General features: G+C 53.3%; 16 protein-coding genes. 15 read left to right on the plus strand and 1 reads right to left on the minus strand.

The genetic code is table 11. The features are described from left to right. Positions 1-22 precede the first annotated feature (22 nt). The 6 genes from PBOR_RS02835 to PBOR_RS02860 all read left to right on the plus strand — a co-directional run bounded on the left by PBOR_RS02835 (position 23) and on the right by PBOR_RS02860 (position 6,718). A complete protein-coding gene (locus tag PBOR_RS02835; RefSeq protein WP_042210360.1) occupies positions 23-1,210 on the plus strand; it encodes a pyridoxal phosphate-dependent aminotransferase in 1,188 nt (395 codons plus the stop codon). Positions 1,211-1,440: 230 nt separating this feature from the next. Next, complete coding sequence (locus PBOR_RS02840; RefSeq protein WP_052429303.1) at positions 1,441-3,069, plus strand: phospholipase D-like domain-containing protein; 1,629 nt, start codon at positions 1,441-1,443, stop codon at positions 3,067-3,069. Between the two features lie 64 nt (positions 3,070-3,133). Beyond that, positions 3,134-3,511, plus strand: a complete 378-nt coding sequence (locus PBOR_RS02845) for a hypothetical protein (protein WP_042210361.1) — start codon at positions 3,134-3,136, stop codon at positions 3,509-3,511. A 112-nt stretch (positions 3,512-3,623) separates the two neighbouring features. Continuing rightward, positions 3,624-3,950, plus strand: a complete 327-nt coding sequence (locus PBOR_RS02850) for an ArsR/SmtB family transcription factor (protein ID WP_039306638.1) — start codon at positions 3,624-3,626, stop codon at positions 3,948-3,950. Between the two features lie 108 nt (positions 3,951-4,058). Continuing rightward, positions 4,059-5,837 carry a SulP family inorganic anion transporter gene (locus tag PBOR_RS02855; protein WP_042210363.1) on the plus strand — a complete coding sequence of 593 codons (1,779 nt, stop codon included), beginning with the start codon at positions 4,059-4,061 and terminating at the stop codon, positions 5,835-5,837. A gap of 173 nt (positions 5,838-6,010) precedes the next feature. After that, positions 6,011-6,718: a DUF1361 domain-containing protein gene (locus PBOR_RS02860; RefSeq protein WP_042210364.1), complete on the plus strand. Its 708-nt coding sequence runs from the start codon at positions 6,011-6,013 to the stop codon at positions 6,716-6,718. On the opposite strand, the gene PBOR_RS02865 is transcribed toward PBOR_RS02860, so the two are convergent. Next, a complete protein-coding gene (locus tag PBOR_RS02865; RefSeq protein ID WP_042210366.1) occupies positions 6,694-7,086 on the minus strand; it encodes an MGMT family protein in 393 nt (130 codons plus the stop codon). The genes PBOR_RS02860 and PBOR_RS02865 overlap by 25 nt on opposite strands. A 281-nt stretch (positions 7,087-7,367) precedes the next feature. Here PBOR_RS02865 and PBOR_RS02870 point away from each other — a divergent pair, with 281 nt between their 5' ends. The 9 genes from PBOR_RS02870 to PBOR_RS02910 all read left to right on the plus strand — a co-directional run bounded on the left by PBOR_RS02870 (position 7,368) and on the right by PBOR_RS02910 (position 16,289). Next, entirely contained in the window at positions 7,368-8,915 is a 1,548-nt protein-coding gene (locus tag PBOR_RS02870) for a spore germination protein (protein ID WP_052429304.1), read from the plus strand. Next, positions 8,912-10,066 carry a Ger(x)C family spore germination protein gene (locus PBOR_RS02875; RefSeq protein ID WP_052429305.1) on the plus strand — a complete coding sequence of 385 codons (1,155 nt, stop codon included), beginning with the start codon at positions 8,912-8,914 and terminating at the stop codon, positions 10,064-10,066. The genes PBOR_RS02870 and PBOR_RS02875 overlap by 4 nt, the downstream gene beginning before the upstream one ends. 2 nt (positions 10,067-10,068) lie before the next feature. Continuing rightward, positions 10,069-10,272 (plus strand): hypothetical protein, encoded by a 204-nt coding sequence (locus PBOR_RS02880; protein ID WP_042210368.1) that lies wholly within the window; start codon positions 10,069-10,071, stop codon positions 10,270-10,272. Between the two features lie 28 nt (positions 10,273-10,300). Continuing rightward, entirely contained in the window at positions 10,301-11,401 is a 1,101-nt protein-coding gene (locus tag PBOR_RS02885) for a GerAB/ArcD/ProY family transporter (protein WP_042210369.1), read from the plus strand. A 119-nt stretch (positions 11,402-11,520) separates the two neighbouring features. Continuing rightward, positions 11,521-12,141 carry a BTB/POZ domain-containing protein gene (locus tag PBOR_RS02890; protein WP_042210370.1) on the plus strand — a complete coding sequence of 207 codons (621 nt, stop codon included), beginning with the start codon at positions 11,521-11,523 and terminating at the stop codon, positions 12,139-12,141. A 15-nt stretch (positions 12,142-12,156) separates the two neighbouring features. Continuing rightward, positions 12,157-12,453, plus strand: a complete 297-nt coding sequence (locus PBOR_RS02895) for an antibiotic biosynthesis monooxygenase family protein (RefSeq protein WP_042210371.1) — start codon at positions 12,157-12,159, stop codon at positions 12,451-12,453. Positions 12,454-12,470: 17 nt separating this feature from the next. Further along, a complete protein-coding gene (locus PBOR_RS02900) occupies positions 12,471-13,286 on the plus strand; it encodes a phosphotransferase family protein (protein ID WP_042210372.1) in 816 nt (271 codons plus the stop codon). A 25-nt stretch (positions 13,287-13,311) separates the two neighbouring features. Next, complete coding sequence (locus PBOR_RS02905) at positions 13,312-13,857, plus strand: DUF1697 domain-containing protein (protein ID WP_042210374.1); 546 nt, start codon at positions 13,312-13,314, stop codon at positions 13,855-13,857. A 254-nt stretch (positions 13,858-14,111) separates the two neighbouring features. After that, positions 14,112-16,289 carry a glycosyltransferase family 39 protein gene (locus PBOR_RS02910; RefSeq protein ID WP_042210375.1) on the plus strand — a complete coding sequence of 726 codons (2,178 nt, stop codon included), beginning with the start codon at positions 14,112-14,114 and terminating at the stop codon, positions 16,287-16,289. Positions 16,290-16,314: the final 25 nt, after the last annotated feature.

The raw sequence follows: 16,314 nt of genomic DNA on the forward strand, positions 1-16,314 counted from the left end.
GGTTTGAAGAGGGGGCATGCCCGTGAATCGTTTTGAACCTTCACAAATGCTGAAATCTCTGCCCAAGCAATTCTTCGCCGCGCTTGTCGCCAGAGCCGGAGCTGTTGCTGCCGAAGGGCATGACGTAATCAATCTGGGGCAAGGCAATCCGGACATGCCTACACCGGCCCATATCGTGGAGTCCCTCCAGCTGGCCGCAGTGAATCCTCTGAATCATAAATATCCGCCGTTTCGCGGCCATACCTACCTCAAGGAAGCCGTAGCCGAGTTCTACCTGCGGGAATATGGAGTAGAGCTTGAACCGGAACGTGAAGTCGCCATCCTGTTAGGGGGCAAGACCGGTCTGGTTGAGGTGGTGCAGTGTCTGCTCAATCCGGGGGACATGGCGCTGGTGCCTGATCCCGGTTATCCGGACTATTGGTCGGGAATTGAGCTGGCACGCGCTGTTATGGAGATGATGCCGCTGACGGCGGAACGCGGGTTTTTGCCCGACTATGGCAGTATCAGCCCGGAAGCCGCAGCGAAGGCCAAGCTGATGTTCCTGAACTACCCGAATAATCCTACGGGAGCTGTGGCGACCGGGGATTTCTTCAGAGAAACGGTGCAGTTCGCATCGGATCACAACATTTGTGTGGTGCATGATTTTGCCTACGCGGCCATCGGTTATGAAGGGCAGAAGCCGCTGAGCTATCTCCAGACCCCGGGTGCGAAGGAGAACGGCATCGAAATCTACACGTTGTCCAAAACCTACAATATGGCTGGCTGGCGCGTAGCGTTCGCCATAGGGAATGCCAGCGTGATCGAGAGTCTTAACCTGCTGCAGGATCATATGTATGTCAGCCTGTTCGGCGCAGTACAGGAAGCAGCCAGAACGGCGCTGCTTGGCCCGCAGACCCCGGTACAGGAGAATGTAGCCCGCTATGAAGCGCGCCGTAACATCCTGATCCAGGGTCTGCGCAGAATCGGCTGGGAAGTGGAGGCGCCCCGCGGCTCCTTCTTCGCCTGGCTGCCGGTTCCGGCGGGCTATACCTCGCAGAGCTTCGCTGACCTTCTGCTTGACGAAGCCCATGTGGTGGTAGCACCAGGCATCGGGTTTGGCGCCTATGGCGAAGGATATGTGCGGGTGGGGCTGGTCAGTGATGAAGCCCGGCTTGCGGAGGCGGTAGAGCGGATTGCCGCGTTGAAGCTTTTTCAGCCTTCTGGTCTATAGCTCTCCTGTAAGCTAGCATATAAACTCACCCCAGGGGAAACCCCGGCAGTCTTAACGGCTGCCGGGGTTTCCCCTTTGGCTGATCGGAAGCGGGAGGCGGAAGAAAATACTGCTAAGAGGCGGAACGTTTATAAAGGAGGCGTGCCGGGTATCTAACCTTACCCTTACACGAGCAGTAACGCACAGACGTTACGGAAGAGAGTAGGGGATGAAAGGGATGAGAGAATCGAATGGATAATTTACATATGAACAATCGGCTGCCGCAAATACCTGCAGCGGAGCGGGATGAACGGCTTGGGCAGGATCTTATAGATTACGTGAATTACCGGATTTCCGGCGGCTCGCTAAGCTCTGTCGCTAAGAACACGGACGCCGCCGATTCTATTATTGAGCCTATTCTGGACAGCGCTGCTGTCCGTGCTTACCGGCAGGCGCAGCATGGGGGTGTGATTACAGATGCGCGGCAGCTGAAGGAGCTTCCCGGATTCAGCCCAGAGCTGCTTGAACAGCTCGCATCGGCCGTGTCCGGCCTGGATTCCGGCAAGCTTAGAGCGCTGGCGCCGCAGACTACGAGGCATAACAAGGTGGATCCTTATGTGAACGGGCCGCAGTGCCTGGACATGCTGCTGGAAGAGATCCGCAATGCACAGCGTTATATCCATCTGTCCGTGATGCTGTTCTTCAATGACCATTCGGGAAATTTGATCGCCTCGGAGCTGCTCCATGCGCTTCAGCGGGGAGTAGAGGTGAGGATGCTGGTGAATTACACCGTCACCGCCCTGGGATACGGAAGCAATCTTGAAGTAGGAAGGTTCTCCGAGCTTGCAGCAGTCCTCGAGCAGGCAGGGGCCCGGCTGAAGGATACATTTTATTCCTGCTACACTGCTGCGGAATGGGCTGTGAAGCGTGAGGAGCTGAAGTCTCAGGGCGTGCCTGAGAGTATCCTCTTCCTCCAGGACAAGGTGCAGGAGGATGTGAAAATTACCGGATTGAATGTGATCGACCACCGTAAATTCATGGTTATTGACGGAACAACGTCCGTTATAGGCAGTCTCAATATCGGTGACCAGTATACTTTTGCGACGCCTATCCGGGAATCGGCAACTGAACAGATTGACGGGCGTCCGCTGGGGATTCCCTCCAGGGAGGAGGAGTGGCATGACGGCTGCTTCCGGATTCAGGGGGCGGCTGCCCGGCCGCTGAATGAGGCTTTTCACGCCAGATGGCTTCTGCTTGGAGGAGATCACTTTGAGGTGGAAGCGCCATTCTACCATCCTGCGGGAAACTACGAGTTCGGCGGAGAAGAGTGCACGCTCTTTCTAAGTTTTCCCGGAAATCCGGTGAATCTGATCCAGCAGTATTATCTGGATTTGCTTACGTATGCCGCCGAAGAGACCATTATTGTAAATCCTTATCTGATCGACCAGGCTTTCTGGGACAGGCTCGGTGAAGTAGGACCGGAGTGTGCCTGCCATATCTCCATATGTAATCCGCTCGAGGTCAATGATCATCCTACCAACAAGGCAGCGGTGCGCGGCAATATGTACATTCCTTTCTGCAATGGCGTGTCCTTCTATGACTACAGCTGTACAGAACGCTTCTCCCACTGGAAAATCACTTATGACCACAGAGCACGGGCTGTATTCCACGGCTCCTATAATATCAATGAACGAAGTGCCTGCCATGATTTCGAAATGGGAATGCTGGTTAAGGGTGAGAAGTTCGCAGACAAGGTGAAACGCATGATTGATTATGATCTTGGGGTATCCCGTAAAATCAGCGATAAGCATGAATTCTTCAAGCACCCCTGGCTGCATCCCAGCACTTATCTGAACAAGACGACACAGAATTATACCTGATATGAATACTTGCCGTATGTCCTGTATAATAAGCGGTATAACATAGAAGATGGAGCTAAAGAGGATGAACATTAACATAATTGAGACCAGCCTGAAGAAGGATGAGGTATTCTTCGCGTCCGAATTTGGTGAGGGCAGAGGAACCTGGTGCGGTGCCGCAGCGGCCGCTGGTGAGACCTTCGAGGCAGAGTTTGAGCTGCCCACGCTGTTCATGTGCTGGGTGGATATTGTGCCAGCGGGCGGAGGGGCTTTTGAGATACGTATGGACGGGAATGCTGTCATATTGACGGGGATACTGGAGAATATAGAGGAAGACGGAACCGGTTATCTGCGGCTTGGCCGTGATGTGATTATGTTCGAATGCCTCGGTGAACCGATGGCGCTGGGCGGATTCGTGGAGATCAGGACCCGTGAGATCAAGCTGTACCCGGTGAATCTGTGAACTTGCGGGCCGGGTGCCGGACTAACTATTTCCTGCTCCGGCGTAGCCACCCTCCGGTAAATGAGCTAAGATAATATAGAATGGATAGAACAGCATAAGGAGCAGAAGTCCCATGAACAGCGATATTCAACAATTTAAGACGGAATTCTTCAAGGCGCTGGCTCATCCGATGCGGATCCGCATTCTGGAACTGCTCAGCGAAGGCGAGAAGAATGTGAATGAGCTGCAGGCGATCCTCGGTTCGGAAGGTTCGGCTGTATCCCAGCAGCTTGCCGTACTCCGTGCGAAGAATGTAGTAGCCAGCGTCAAAGAAGGAACCACCGTAATCTATGCCCTCCGTGATCCTCTGATCAAAGACCTCCTGGCTGTAGCCAAACAAATATTCGACAATCATCTTGTAAATACCATCTCCCTGCTCGAAGGCATCCGCAGCGAATAACCCCGGCTTCCCCGGGGGCGGATTACCCCGTTGACAAGAACGGCAGGCAGGAGTAATGTGAGTCTTATATTCAAATAATCAGATATTTAAAGAAAAGAAGGTTAAATGATGACAGGGTGGGGCCGGTTCAAGGGCTACAACATTGCTTCTCTGCGCAAGGATATCATTTCAGGGACGATCGTCGGCGTGATTGCCATCCCCTTGGGGATGGCATTTGCTATTGCCTCCGGTGTGAAACCGGAGTACGGAATTTACACGACTATAGTGGCCGGTATTCTAATTTCCTTATTCGGCGGTACAAAATTTCAGATTGGCGGGCCTACGGGTGCGTTTATTCCTATTTTATTCGCCATTGCCATGGAGTACGGGTACGAGAATCTGCTGATCGCCGGAATGATGGCCGGGGTCATTCTTGTGGTGATGGGTGTCCTGCGGCTGGGGGTGCTGATTAAGTTCATTCCCAAGCCGGTGACGATCGGGTTCACCGCAGGGATTGCCGTTATTATTTTCAGCGGGCAGATCGCCAACTTTCTCGGACTAAGGGATATGGAGCGGCATGAGAGCTTCCTGGACAATATGAAAGAGATCGGCGCACATATCTCGACAATCAATCTGTACAGTATTCTGACTGCGGCGATTTGTCTGGCTGTCGTAGTGCTGGGCATGCGCTTCGCGCCGAAGGTGCCCGGTTCTCTGATCGGGCTGCTCTGTGCAACAATTATTGCTGCTCTATTCTTCAGCGGCAAGGTGACCACCATCGGCTCAGCTTACGGGGATATCCCGAATACACTGCCGAGCTTTCATTTCCCGGTCATTACCTGGGAGAAGATCAGGCTGCTAATCCGACCGGCCTTCATCATTGCGATGCTGGGCGCCATTGAGTCGCTGCTGTCCGCAGTAGTCGCCGATGGCATGTCAGGCAGCCGCCATGACAGCAACCGTGAACTGGTCGGCCAGGGGATCGCTAACATTGCCGCACCGTTGTTCGGCGGAATACCTGCTACCGGGGCAATTGCCAGAACGGCCACCAATATCCGCAGCGGAGCAGCTTCGCCGCTCTCCGGTATCATTCACGGCGTTGTTGTGTTTCTGATTCTGCTGTTATTCGCCCCTTATGCTTCCAGCATTCCGCTGGCTGCAATGGCCCCGATCCTGATGGTCGTGGCCTGGAACATGAGTGAACGCAAGGAATTCCTTCACCTGCTTAAGCTGAAGACCGGCGATTCACTGGTGCTGTTCATTACTTTCCTGCTGACTGTGTTTGCGGATCTGACGCTGGCGGTAGAGGTGGGGCTGGTACTTGCGGTGATACTCTTCGTGAAGCGTATGGGAGAAGTGCACATGGTCTCCAAAGTGCTGCCCGACCCCTCTTCCGTGAAGGTTGAGGCACATATGGTGACGGACAGCCACGATTGTCCGCAGATCGGGATTTATAATGTCGAAGGACCGCTGTTCTTCGGGGCAGCCTACCGTTTCGACAGTACTATGCCGGGACTGGGGCCGGACCAGCCGAAGGTCATTCTGCTGCGCATGGGGAAGGTGCCTCTAATGGACACCACCGGCGAAGCCAATCTGGCTGCCCTGGTGAAGCAGCTTCATGCGGATGGCGGAAGACTGATGATCTCCGGTATCCAGAGCCAGCCGCTGGATTTGCTGAAGAAGACAGGATTGTATGACAGAATCGGGGCGGCGCAGTTCTATGATCATACAGGGGAAGCGATCAATGAAGCGCTGGGAAGCATTGATTACAGCCGGTGTCTGGGCTGCAAGCACGCTGCCTTCAGAGAATGCAGCGCCTTCTCAGGCCTTGATGAGGCTTACCCGCGCAGCGCAGCCTTCAAAGGGCGCACTCCGGCTGTCGCCAGGAAGCTGAGCGGCGGGGTGTAAATAAGTTCAGCAGCTCCAGCCCGGACATTTACGTGTCCGGGCTGTTTTATATTTAGCTGCTGCATACAATGTTGGACTAAGCGGATCCATATTTGTACAATTAGAGAGAACAAACCGGATATTGCCGGATTGTACATAGCTGAACTATATCAAGGTAAGGAGATTATCCCCTCATGAAGGAACTGAATTATTCGAAGGTATTTATCCTTCTGGCTGGAATGACGGCGGCAACACTGGCCGTATATCGCGTAGTTTCGCTGCAGACCGATACGTTCTATGCCTTTCTGCTCTGGAATCTGTTTCTGGCCTGGGTGCCGTTCTTCTTCTCCATGGCCGCGCATGAGCTGGATAAGCGGAAGATCGGGGGGCTGCTGATTCTGCCGCTTGGCATAGCCTGGCTGCTGTTTTTCCCGAATGCGCCTTATATTATGACTGACCTCGTGCATTTGACGATCCGCAAGAGCAAATACATCGTGGATGGAACGATCCAGAACCGGTACTGGTACGACCTCACCACCCTGCTCTTGTTCACCTGGAGCGGCTGGCTGACCGGATTCTTCTCCCTGTACCAGTTCCAGCATGTAATTTACCGCAAGAGCAATCGGGTGCTCTCCTGGGTCTTTGTGCTGTTTGCCTGTGTAATGGGCGGCTATGGCGTGCTGCTTGGCAGAGTCTACCGCCTGAACAGCTGGGATGTGCTGACAGACCGCCATCAGCTGTATCAGCTGGTGCTGGACAGTCTGAACCGGCAGTCTGTGTTCTTCAGCTTATTCGTGGCCTTTGTGCTGCTCGTGATTTACGCCACGCTGTATTGCCTGCTGAACGGACTTGCCAGCGGGAACGGCAGCCGCAGAGCTTATTCGAAGGGCGGCAGAAGATGATCTTCAGGTTCGGGGTTGAAATCCTGCTCCGGCTCTAGTTCCAGCTCCAGCTCCAGCCCGGATCCCGGGTCATACTGATAACGTTCAAGATCAATCACACCCCGCCCGTCAAAAACAATACCTTCACCCAGCAGATACAACTGCTGCAGGGAGCCGGACTCATCTTCGGTGAGCGAGATCATTCCTTTGGAATTGATGACCCTGTGCCACGGCAGCTTGTACTTCCTGCTCATGGAGTGCAGAATGCGCACCACCTGCCTGGCTCCCCGGGGACTTCCGGCCGCACGGGCAATACCGCCATAGGTCATGACGGATCCTTCTGGAATCGACTGAATAATAGTGATCACTCTTTTGGTGAATGGCGTCATATACAGGCTCCTTTATCTATAACAGAACTATCCGTTGTGTGTACTTAAGACAACCATAACATAAAGCGCCTTATGGAGCATCTGCCGGGGAAGGAGCAGCCGCATTAGCCCGTTAATTGGTCTTCCGGTCCCGCCCGGCCAAGCCCCTGCCTTTGCAGACAGGGGCTATTTGCCGTTCAGTTCTAAGCCGGAATTCTTCCTCTACAGCATAATTATGGCGAATAGGAGTTAGAGAGACGGGGGATAATCAGAGCAATAGAAATGCGACAGGAGTGACTGCTGTGAAGAGTAAGGATGCTGAACTGAACAATGGATCTGCCGGCAAAATCTCGTCTTTTCAGCCGCTGGGTCCCTCACTGGATGATACGATGGCTTTGTTCCGGAAGATTTTTAGTAATGATGGAACCCTGAGAATCCGTGTGATCGAGAATAAGCAGGGCCTGCCTGTCCGCTGCGGCTTGATCTATGTGGATGGAATGATCGACCGGGATCTCATCCAGAATGGGATTACGAAGCCGGTAATGACCTATCATTTCACAGAAGAAGAGAGCGGCAGCCCTGCTGAACTGATGGAGAAAATCCGTATGGAAGTCATCAATATCAGTGACATTATGGTTTCTACGGAGCTTGATGAACTGGTCGGAGCTGTAGTCAGCGGGAAAACAGTATTCTTATTGGACGGTTACGCCGGAGCGCTTAATATCAATGCCCAAGGCTGGGAGACCCGCTCCATAGAAGAGCCTACAACGGAGAAAGCAGTACGGGGGCCCAGAGAGGGCTTCACCGAATCACTGCTCGTCAATCTTACCCTGATCCGGCGCAGGGTGCAGAACTCTGATCTGAAATTTGTGTTCATGGATATCGGAACGCGCTCGAAGACACAGACCTGCATCTGCTATATGGAGAGTCTCGCCTCTCCCGATATTCTTGAGGAGCTCTACGGCCGGCTGGAGCGGGTGGAAATTGATGCCATGCTGGATACGGGTTACCTGGCGGAGCTTATCCGCGATGAGCCGTATTCCCCATTCGAGACGATCGGAAATACCGAACGGCCGGATGCGCTGGTGAGCAAAATAATGGAGGGCAGAATAGCTGTACTCATGGAAGGCACCCCCTTTGCCTTAACATTACCGTATGTTTTTGTGGAGAATTTTCAGGCCAGTGAGGATTACTATATCAACTATTATTTCGCCTCCTTCAACCGTCTGATCAGAGTGCTGGGAGCCTTCATGTCGATCAGTATACCGGCCGGATACGTTGCACTTGTGACCTACGCGCAGGAAATGGTTCCGACGCTGCTGCTGTTAAGCATTGCGACCGCAAGGCTGTCTGTCCCTTTTCCTACGGTCGTTGAGGCGCTGATTATGCTGACGATCTTCGAGGTGCTGCGCGAAGCGGGGGCGCGGATTCCGACATCGATCGGCCAAGCCGTCAGTATCGTAGGGGCGCTGGTGCTGGGTCAGGCGGCTGTAGATGCGCGTATTGTCAGTGCACCAATGGTGATTGTGGTAGGGTTAACGGGGATAACAACGCTGCTGAATCCAAGACTCACAGGCCCTTTGATTATAGCCAGGCTGGCCCTGCTGTTCGTTACCTTTTTCCTGGGGATATACGGATACTTCTTCGGTCTGCTGGGTCTGGTGATTCATCTGATGAGCCTGCGCTCCTTCGGAGTCTCCTATATGCTCGGGGTAGGCTCGATCCGGCCGCAGGATATTAAGGATACCGCGATCCGTGCGCCCTGGTGGGATATGTACCTCCGGCCTGCGATGATCGGAGCGCGTAATATGAAGCGGAAGCCGTCCAGCAAGCGGGCGAAGCGGTCATGAGAACCTTGCGCAGAATCCTGGCCGTGCTAGTCTCTGTGCTGCTGCTGGGCAGCATCTCCGGCTGCTGGAATTATGCTGAGGTCGATGATATGTCCATCGTAGCCGGGGTAGCGATCGACAAGAACAAGGCGGACGGCAAGCTGCTGCTTACTGTGGAGATGGTCGATACCAACGGGGGGCTGGACAAAACGCAGGCCGGGTTCAAGATGATCAGTCTCAGCGGGGATACAATGTTTGAAATTGTCCGCAATATCATCTCTATGACCGGTAAAAAGCTGTTCTGGAGCCATGCCAAGGCCATTGTTTTCAGTGAGGAGATTGCCAGAGAGGGCCTTATCAAAGCCATTGACTGGTATAGCAGAGATACGGAGACGAGATCGGATGTATTCATATTTGTATCGAAAGAAAAGACGGCCCGCGAGATTCTGGATCTGAATAGTACGACAGAAGCAATCATGTCGTTTGAATTAGCCCAAATGATGCGGGATGAGAAGCATACCAGCAGTGCGCCGACTGTAGAAATATGGGATTTCATTGATAAGCTCGAAACGTCAGGCAATAACTCGGTAGCACCGATGATTAGTATCCATGAGAAGAATGGCCAGAAGAACGAACGTGTGGAAGGCACTGCCATATTTGTGAGGGACAGAATGGTGGGTAAGCTGAATGGTGATGAGACCAAAAATATGCTGTTTGTAAAAAACTCAATTAAAGGAGGCGTGCTGGATGTGGAGGATAAAAACGGAGTCCCGTCCTATTCTCTGGAAATCATCTCCAATCATACTAAGCTGAAGCCCATAATGATTGACGGCAAACTGCAGATGCAGATTCATACTGTAACTAAGACTGGCCTCGATGAAGTGATGACTCCTGAAGGGTTTTTCAAAGATGAAAGCATTCAGGATATCGAGAAAAGAGCCAGCGAACGTCTGCAGGCGGATATTCTGTCTTTGATCCATAAGGTCCAGCAGGAATACGATGCCGATATCTTTGCCTTTGGCGAGAATGTGCATGAGAACCAGCCTAAGGTATGGGCTAAGGTTAAGGATCATTGGCCTGAAGTGTTCGCAGACCTGGAGGTGACGGTTAGCTCCAAGGTGACGATCCAGAGTACCGCCAAAACATCGCGCGCCATAAGGCTGGGGGATTAGTCATGTTCATTTATATTGTGGTCATTTATGCGATTGTAGCTATTCTTGACCCCTACGGGCTGCTTAAGCGGGGCATGAAGCGGGATTTTCTGGTATGTTCTGCCCTGTACCTGATTTCCTTCTCCCTGGCCTTCGCGCTGTCGATGCACTGGGAGATACCCAGTCCTTCCCCGCTGATTGTAGATTTGATTAAGAGGCTGTACTAGAGCACGCTCCTGAAGGGAGGAGGAAAGCATGAGCAAAGAGATTATACCGGCAGGGCAGTCGATCAGCATAGCTGTATTATTCATTAGCGGCAGTTCACTGTTCATGGGCACATCAGGGGAGTCCGGCAACAGCAGCTGGATTGCCCTGATTTTTGCTATCTCCCTGGCGGTTCCGCTCATGCTTATCTATGCCAGACTCCATGTGCTGTTTCCGGGCAAGGATCTGTACGACATGCTGATCGCTGTGTTCGGCACGGTCTTCGGGCGGGTGCTGTCCTGCCTGTACATATGGTATGCACTGCATCTCGGGGCGCTGGTGCTGCGTAATTTCGGGGAATTCAGCAAGACCGTAGCCTTAACCTCCACACCGATGATTGCCCCAATGCTGGTGATTGGCCTGCTGTGCATCTGGGTGGTGAGTGCTGGGATTGAGGTGCTGGGCAGAAGCGCCAAATTCCTGCTGCTGTTTACGTTTATTGTGATTGTGTTCATACAGATTCTTTCCGTCCCGAAATTTGAGTATCATCATCTTAAGCCGCTGCTGGACAGCGGCTGGGGGCCTATTGGTGCAGATACAGCGGGCTCATTCACGTTTCCTTTTGCCGAGATTGTAATCTTCCTGGGGGCCTTCAATGCGCTTCCTCCAAAAGGCTCGGCCAAACGGGTGCTGCTGAGCAGTACGCTGATCGCTGGAATGATCATTATTTTTGTCACTATACGCAATCTGCTGGTGCTGGGACCCGAGATTCTGTCGAGTCTGTATTTCCCCTCCTATGTGGCTGTCAGCCGGATTAACATTGGAGATTTCCTGACCCGGATCGAGGGCTCATCGGCCATTATCTTCGTAACAGCGCTGTTCATTAAAGTCAGCCTGTGCCTGTACGTCACCTGTAACGGAGTAAGTAAAGTATTCAGACTGAAAAGCTACAGGTCTGTCGTGCTCCAGATGGGACTCATTATGGTGTATCTGGCAGATTTCATCTATAAGGATATTATGCAGATGCAGTATTTTGCCTATCACATCTACAAGGTGTACGCCCTCCCGTTCCAGGTGGTTATTCCCGTAATGCTATGGCTAACTGCAGAGATTCTCTCCCGCAGAAAGAGCAGCACAACATCTATGAAATAAGCCTCAGCCCCGTGACCGCGCGTTGCGGGGTTATTTATTTTCAACCTGCCAGGAAGTTGGCTATAATGGGAGGCAGAGAGTAATGTTATTTAAGAGGGTAACGAAAGGCGTGAGAATAGATGAGTGTATCCAGCATCGTAATGTCCTCACATTGGGGCAGGGAAGTCAGACATAAGTATGTAGCACAAGGCTCCAAGGCGCTGGCCGTTGTGTTTCCGGGACAGAATTATTCCGCCGAGCGGCCGCTGCTGGAATATGCGGGCAAGCTGGCCCGGGAATACGGCTGTGATCTGCTGCTGCTGGAATATGGATACCAAAGTGCGCGGGCGCCCTTCAAACGTGAAGAAATCGATATTGTCGCAGAGGAATGCAAGGTGGCGCTTGCTTCGCTTCCGGAGTATGAGCAGCTGCTGTTCATCAGCAAAAGCATGGGGACAGTGATATCCGGTAAGGTAGCTTCAGAGACGGGAATGGGGGGGAAGATTTCCCATCTGTTCCTTACTCCCGTAGCTGAAAGTATCCCTTACATTAAGCAGAGCCGGGGCAGCGTTATTTACGGCGGGAGTGATCCGCTGTTCACCGAGCAGCACTCTGCCGAGCTCAGCGGCCTGAAGCAGGTGCGGGTATATAGAATCGATGATGCCAACCATTCTCTGGAGGTAGGCAGTGTCAATGAGTCACTGGCCGTGCTGCTGGTCATTATTAATTTCTATCATGAGTTTTTCCGCGATTCACTATAAAGGGGCGATGGAAGTATGATTACAGAAGCGGCAATGCTGCAGGTGAAGCCGGGGCTGACCCGGCAGTTTGAGCAGAGCTTCAAGGAGGCGTCCCCGCTGATTGCCTCTATGGACGGTTATCTGGGGCATGAGCTGCAGCACTGTATGGAGGATGACCATAAATACCTGCTGATTGTCAGATGGCGCAGCCTGGAGGATCATACGGTAGGGTTCAGGGAATCTGCTCAGTACCAGGAATGGAAAGCAATGCTGCATCATTACTACAGCCCCTTTCCGGTAGTTGAGCATTATACCCGTATTAATCTGGATTAGAGGAAAGGAAGAGCGGCATGCTGGGGAAAGTGATCGGAAAAGGCCGGACTGCGGAAGTCATGGAGTATGGCGATGGAAGGATTCTTAAGCTTTACCTGGATGAGATTCCGGAGCATCATGTGGACTGGGAATACCAGATCAGTACATATGTCTATGAACAGGGAGTGCACACCCCGCAGCCGTATGAGCTGGTTGCGGAAGAGGGCAGGAAGGGAATAGTGTTTCAGCAGATACATGGTCCTTCACTGCTGAAGCTGATGGGTACCAGACCGTGGCTAATCTCCAGCTACGCGAGGCAGATGGCGGCTCTTCAATACAGCCTCCATCAGCTTGCGGGCACGGGTGAAGCCGGAGAACAGAAAAAGCGGCTGAAGCACAATGTTATTGCAGCACCTATGCTTAATATGGAAGAGAAGGCACCTATTCTAGCTCTGCTGGAGCTGCTTCCGGACGGCGATAAGCTATGTCATGGAGATTTCCATCCGGACAATGTGCTGATGGACGGAAAGCTGTGGGTCATTGACTGGATGACTGCCGTGTCAGGAGATCCTGCGGCAGATGCTGCACGGTCCGTAGTCATGTTCAGTATAGGTGCGATGCCTAAGCATGCCTCGTTGTTCACCAAAATGTTCTTAGGCTTCGCCAGAAAGCGGATGACAAGTCAATATACCCGTGAATATATGAGACTATCAGGGGTATCCCGGGCGGATATTGAAGCCTGGATACTGCCGGTTGCCGCTGCACGGCTGGTGGAGTGGCTTCCGGTACCTGAGAAGGAGCAGCTTGTCCGCGAAATCCGCAAGCGCTTAAAATCACTGCCACCCGCCCGATAACCCTTTATAGAAAGCAGGTACGCTTATGAATACATACATCGCGCTGCTGCGCGGGATTAATGTCGGCGGCAACAAGCTGATCAAAATGCAGGAGCTTAAGGCAATGTTTGGGGAGCTCCAGTATAAGAATGTACGGACCTATATCCAGAGCGGCAATGTGGTATTTGAAAGTGAGGAGGCTTCCGGCGCCGGGCTCGCCGGGGTGATCAGCCAGCGTATCCGGGAGACCTTCGGATTCGAGGTGCCTGTGATCCTCCGTTCCCTGGAGGAGCTGGAAGCGGTTATTGCCGGCAACCCGTTCCCGCTGACGGAGCCGGAGGAATTCAAACGTCTGTATGTTTCGTTTCTGGCTGAGGAGCCTTCAGCTGAAGCACTGGAGAGGGTTCGTCCCTATGAAGAGGGAGCGGACAAGGTGCGGGTTATCGGCAAAGAGATATACACTTACTATGAGGTGAGCGTAAGCGAATCTCCACTCTTCAAAGTACAGTTCGACAAACTGCTCGGCACGAATCTCACCGCACGCAACTGGAACACTCTGGGTAAGGTGACGGCGCTGGCCCGCAAACCGTAGGTCAGCTTAGGTTAAGGGAATTGCCCTGCGTGCTTTATACTATAACCCCGCTTCCGTTGTGCTGCTCAGCAGCATGGAGGGCTAAGCGGGGTTGTTTGCCGTTTCCTTTTATATCCTATCGTTTCAGCAAACATTCAGCCTGTATTCATTATGAGTTAAGGTAAGGATGCAATAATACACCTATGCAAAGAGAAAGCCGCTCAACAAGGCGTCTTACCGGATGTCAGGAAGAACGGATTGGAGTGGATAAATCTATGAATTGGTTAAAAAGGCTGGGTTCCGACGTCGTATTGCTGGGTATTCTGCTGCTGGCGGCTGTTCTGTACGGATATGGAATCTGGAATGATCAATATGTCAATACGTACTACACTACCGCAGTAGGGAGCATGCTGCAGAGCTTCCATAATTTCTTCTTCGCTTCACTTGACTCTGCCGGATCCGTAACTGTCGATAAGCCGCCGGTTACGTTCTGGCTGCAGACGTTAAGTGCACTGATCTTTGGCCTGCATGGCTGGAGTGTCATTCTGCCGCAGGCACTGGGCGGTGTAGGTTCAGTATTGATCGTCTATCTGCTTGTGAAGCCTACTTTCGGAAAAGCCGCTGCTCGGCTAGCTGCCCTGGCTATGGCGGCTACACCGGTAGCAGCCGCAGTGAGCCGCACGAATAATATTGATGCGCTGCTGGTGTTTACTTTGCTGCTGGCGGCATGGTTTTTGTTCAAAGGCATCAGAACCGGCCGGATGGGGAGTTTACTGGCTGCATTCGGGCTGATTGGTGTAGCCTTCAACGAGAAGATGCTGCAGGCCTATATGGTTGTTCCGGCATTCTATCTCTTCTATATTCTGGCTGCCAGGGTCAACTGGAAGAAGAAGACCGGGACTCTGGCCGCCTGCACCGCAGTGCTGCTGGCAGTTTCGCTCTCATGGGCGGTGATCGTTGATTCCATACCGGCGGACAAACGTCCTTATATCGGAAGCAGCGGAACCAACTCGGTGCTCAATCTGGCTTTTGGCTATAACGGTGTGTCCCGTTTGACCGGTGACCGCAGTACAGGCGGCACCGGAAGCGGCGGCGGTTTTGGCGGCGGCGGAATGCCCGCAATGAACGGGGAGATGCCGGGGTTTGGCGGTGAGATGCCGGCGATGAATGGAGCTGGCGGATCGTGGGCCGGAGCCGGGCAAGGCCAGGAGCAGGGCCAGAGCAGTGCAGCTGGCGATAGTCAGCGCCGTGGTAACGGCGGAACCGCTCCGGGCCAAGGCGACGGGGGCCGGGGAACCGCTTCCGGACAGGATGGCGGAATGCAGGGGCAAGAGGCGGGGAGCGGATTCAATGACGGCGGGCGTGCATTTGGCGGCGGAGACGGCGGCCAAGGCGGACGCGGCGGGATGAACGGCGGCGGTGGCGCTGGCGGGATGTTTAATACCGGTACAGCCGGTCCGCTGCGGTTGTTCCAATCCGAGTTATCGGGCCAAGCCAGCTGGCTGCTGCCGTTCGTGTTGTTCGGCTGCATCGGGATCTTTGCCAGCCTGCGCCGGAAGAATTTCACCCGGAAGCATAAGGAGGCCTTGTTCTGGCTCGCCTGGCTGGTGCCGGTCATGGGATTCTTCAGCATCGCCGGCTTCTTCCACCAGTATTATCTGATTATGATGGCTCCGCCGGTTGCGGCGCTGGCAGGTGCAGGCTGGTCACAGCTCTGGAGCTATTACAAGGAGCGTGCATCCTGGCTGTCCTGGCTGCTTCCGGCAGCGGTACTCGCAACAACGGTGCTCGAGGTATATATCATCCATCCTTATAACGATACCATTGGCCGCGGCTGGTCCATTGTTGTTCTGGCCGCAGGTGTTGCAGCTTCCGTAGTGCTGCTTATCCTGCGGCTGCTGAAAGCTGGCGCAAATAAGCATTCATTGGTGCATGCGGCAGCGGTAACGGGACTTCTGGTTCTGCTGATCGGTCCGCTCTACTGGGCATTTACGCCGATCACTTATGGTAACAACAGCATGACTCCGGCGGCAGGCCCGGACAGCAGCAGTTCTGGCGGTATGGGCGGCAGAAACAGTGCTACAGGCGTTAACGAGAATCTGCTGGCCTATCTTAAAGAAAACAACACCGGTGAGAAATACCTGTTCGCAGCTATGGATTATGGAACGGCAGGTGCTTATATTATCGACGAGGGCGAGTCGGTGGTCATCCTTAACGGCTTCAATGCATCAGACGTGCCTTACACGACAGATTCGCTCAAGGCGCTCGTAGAGAGCGGTCAGGTGAAATACTTCCTGGTTAGCAGCGGCGGCATGGGCGGCGGACGCGGAGGCGGCAGCTCGGAAATTACATCTTGGATCACTGAGAACGGGACTGAGATTCCGTCTGCAGACTGGCAGGGAGCTTCAAGCGGCGGCAATGGCGGAACATTATACGAAGTCACTCTTAATTAAGTAACTACATCATTTGAGGAGGAGC

It is taken from the genome of Paenibacillus borealis, assembly GCF_000758665.1.
Taxonomy (GTDB): Bacteria; Bacillota; Bacilli; order Paenibacillales; family Paenibacillaceae; genus Paenibacillus_AQ; species Paenibacillus_AQ borealis.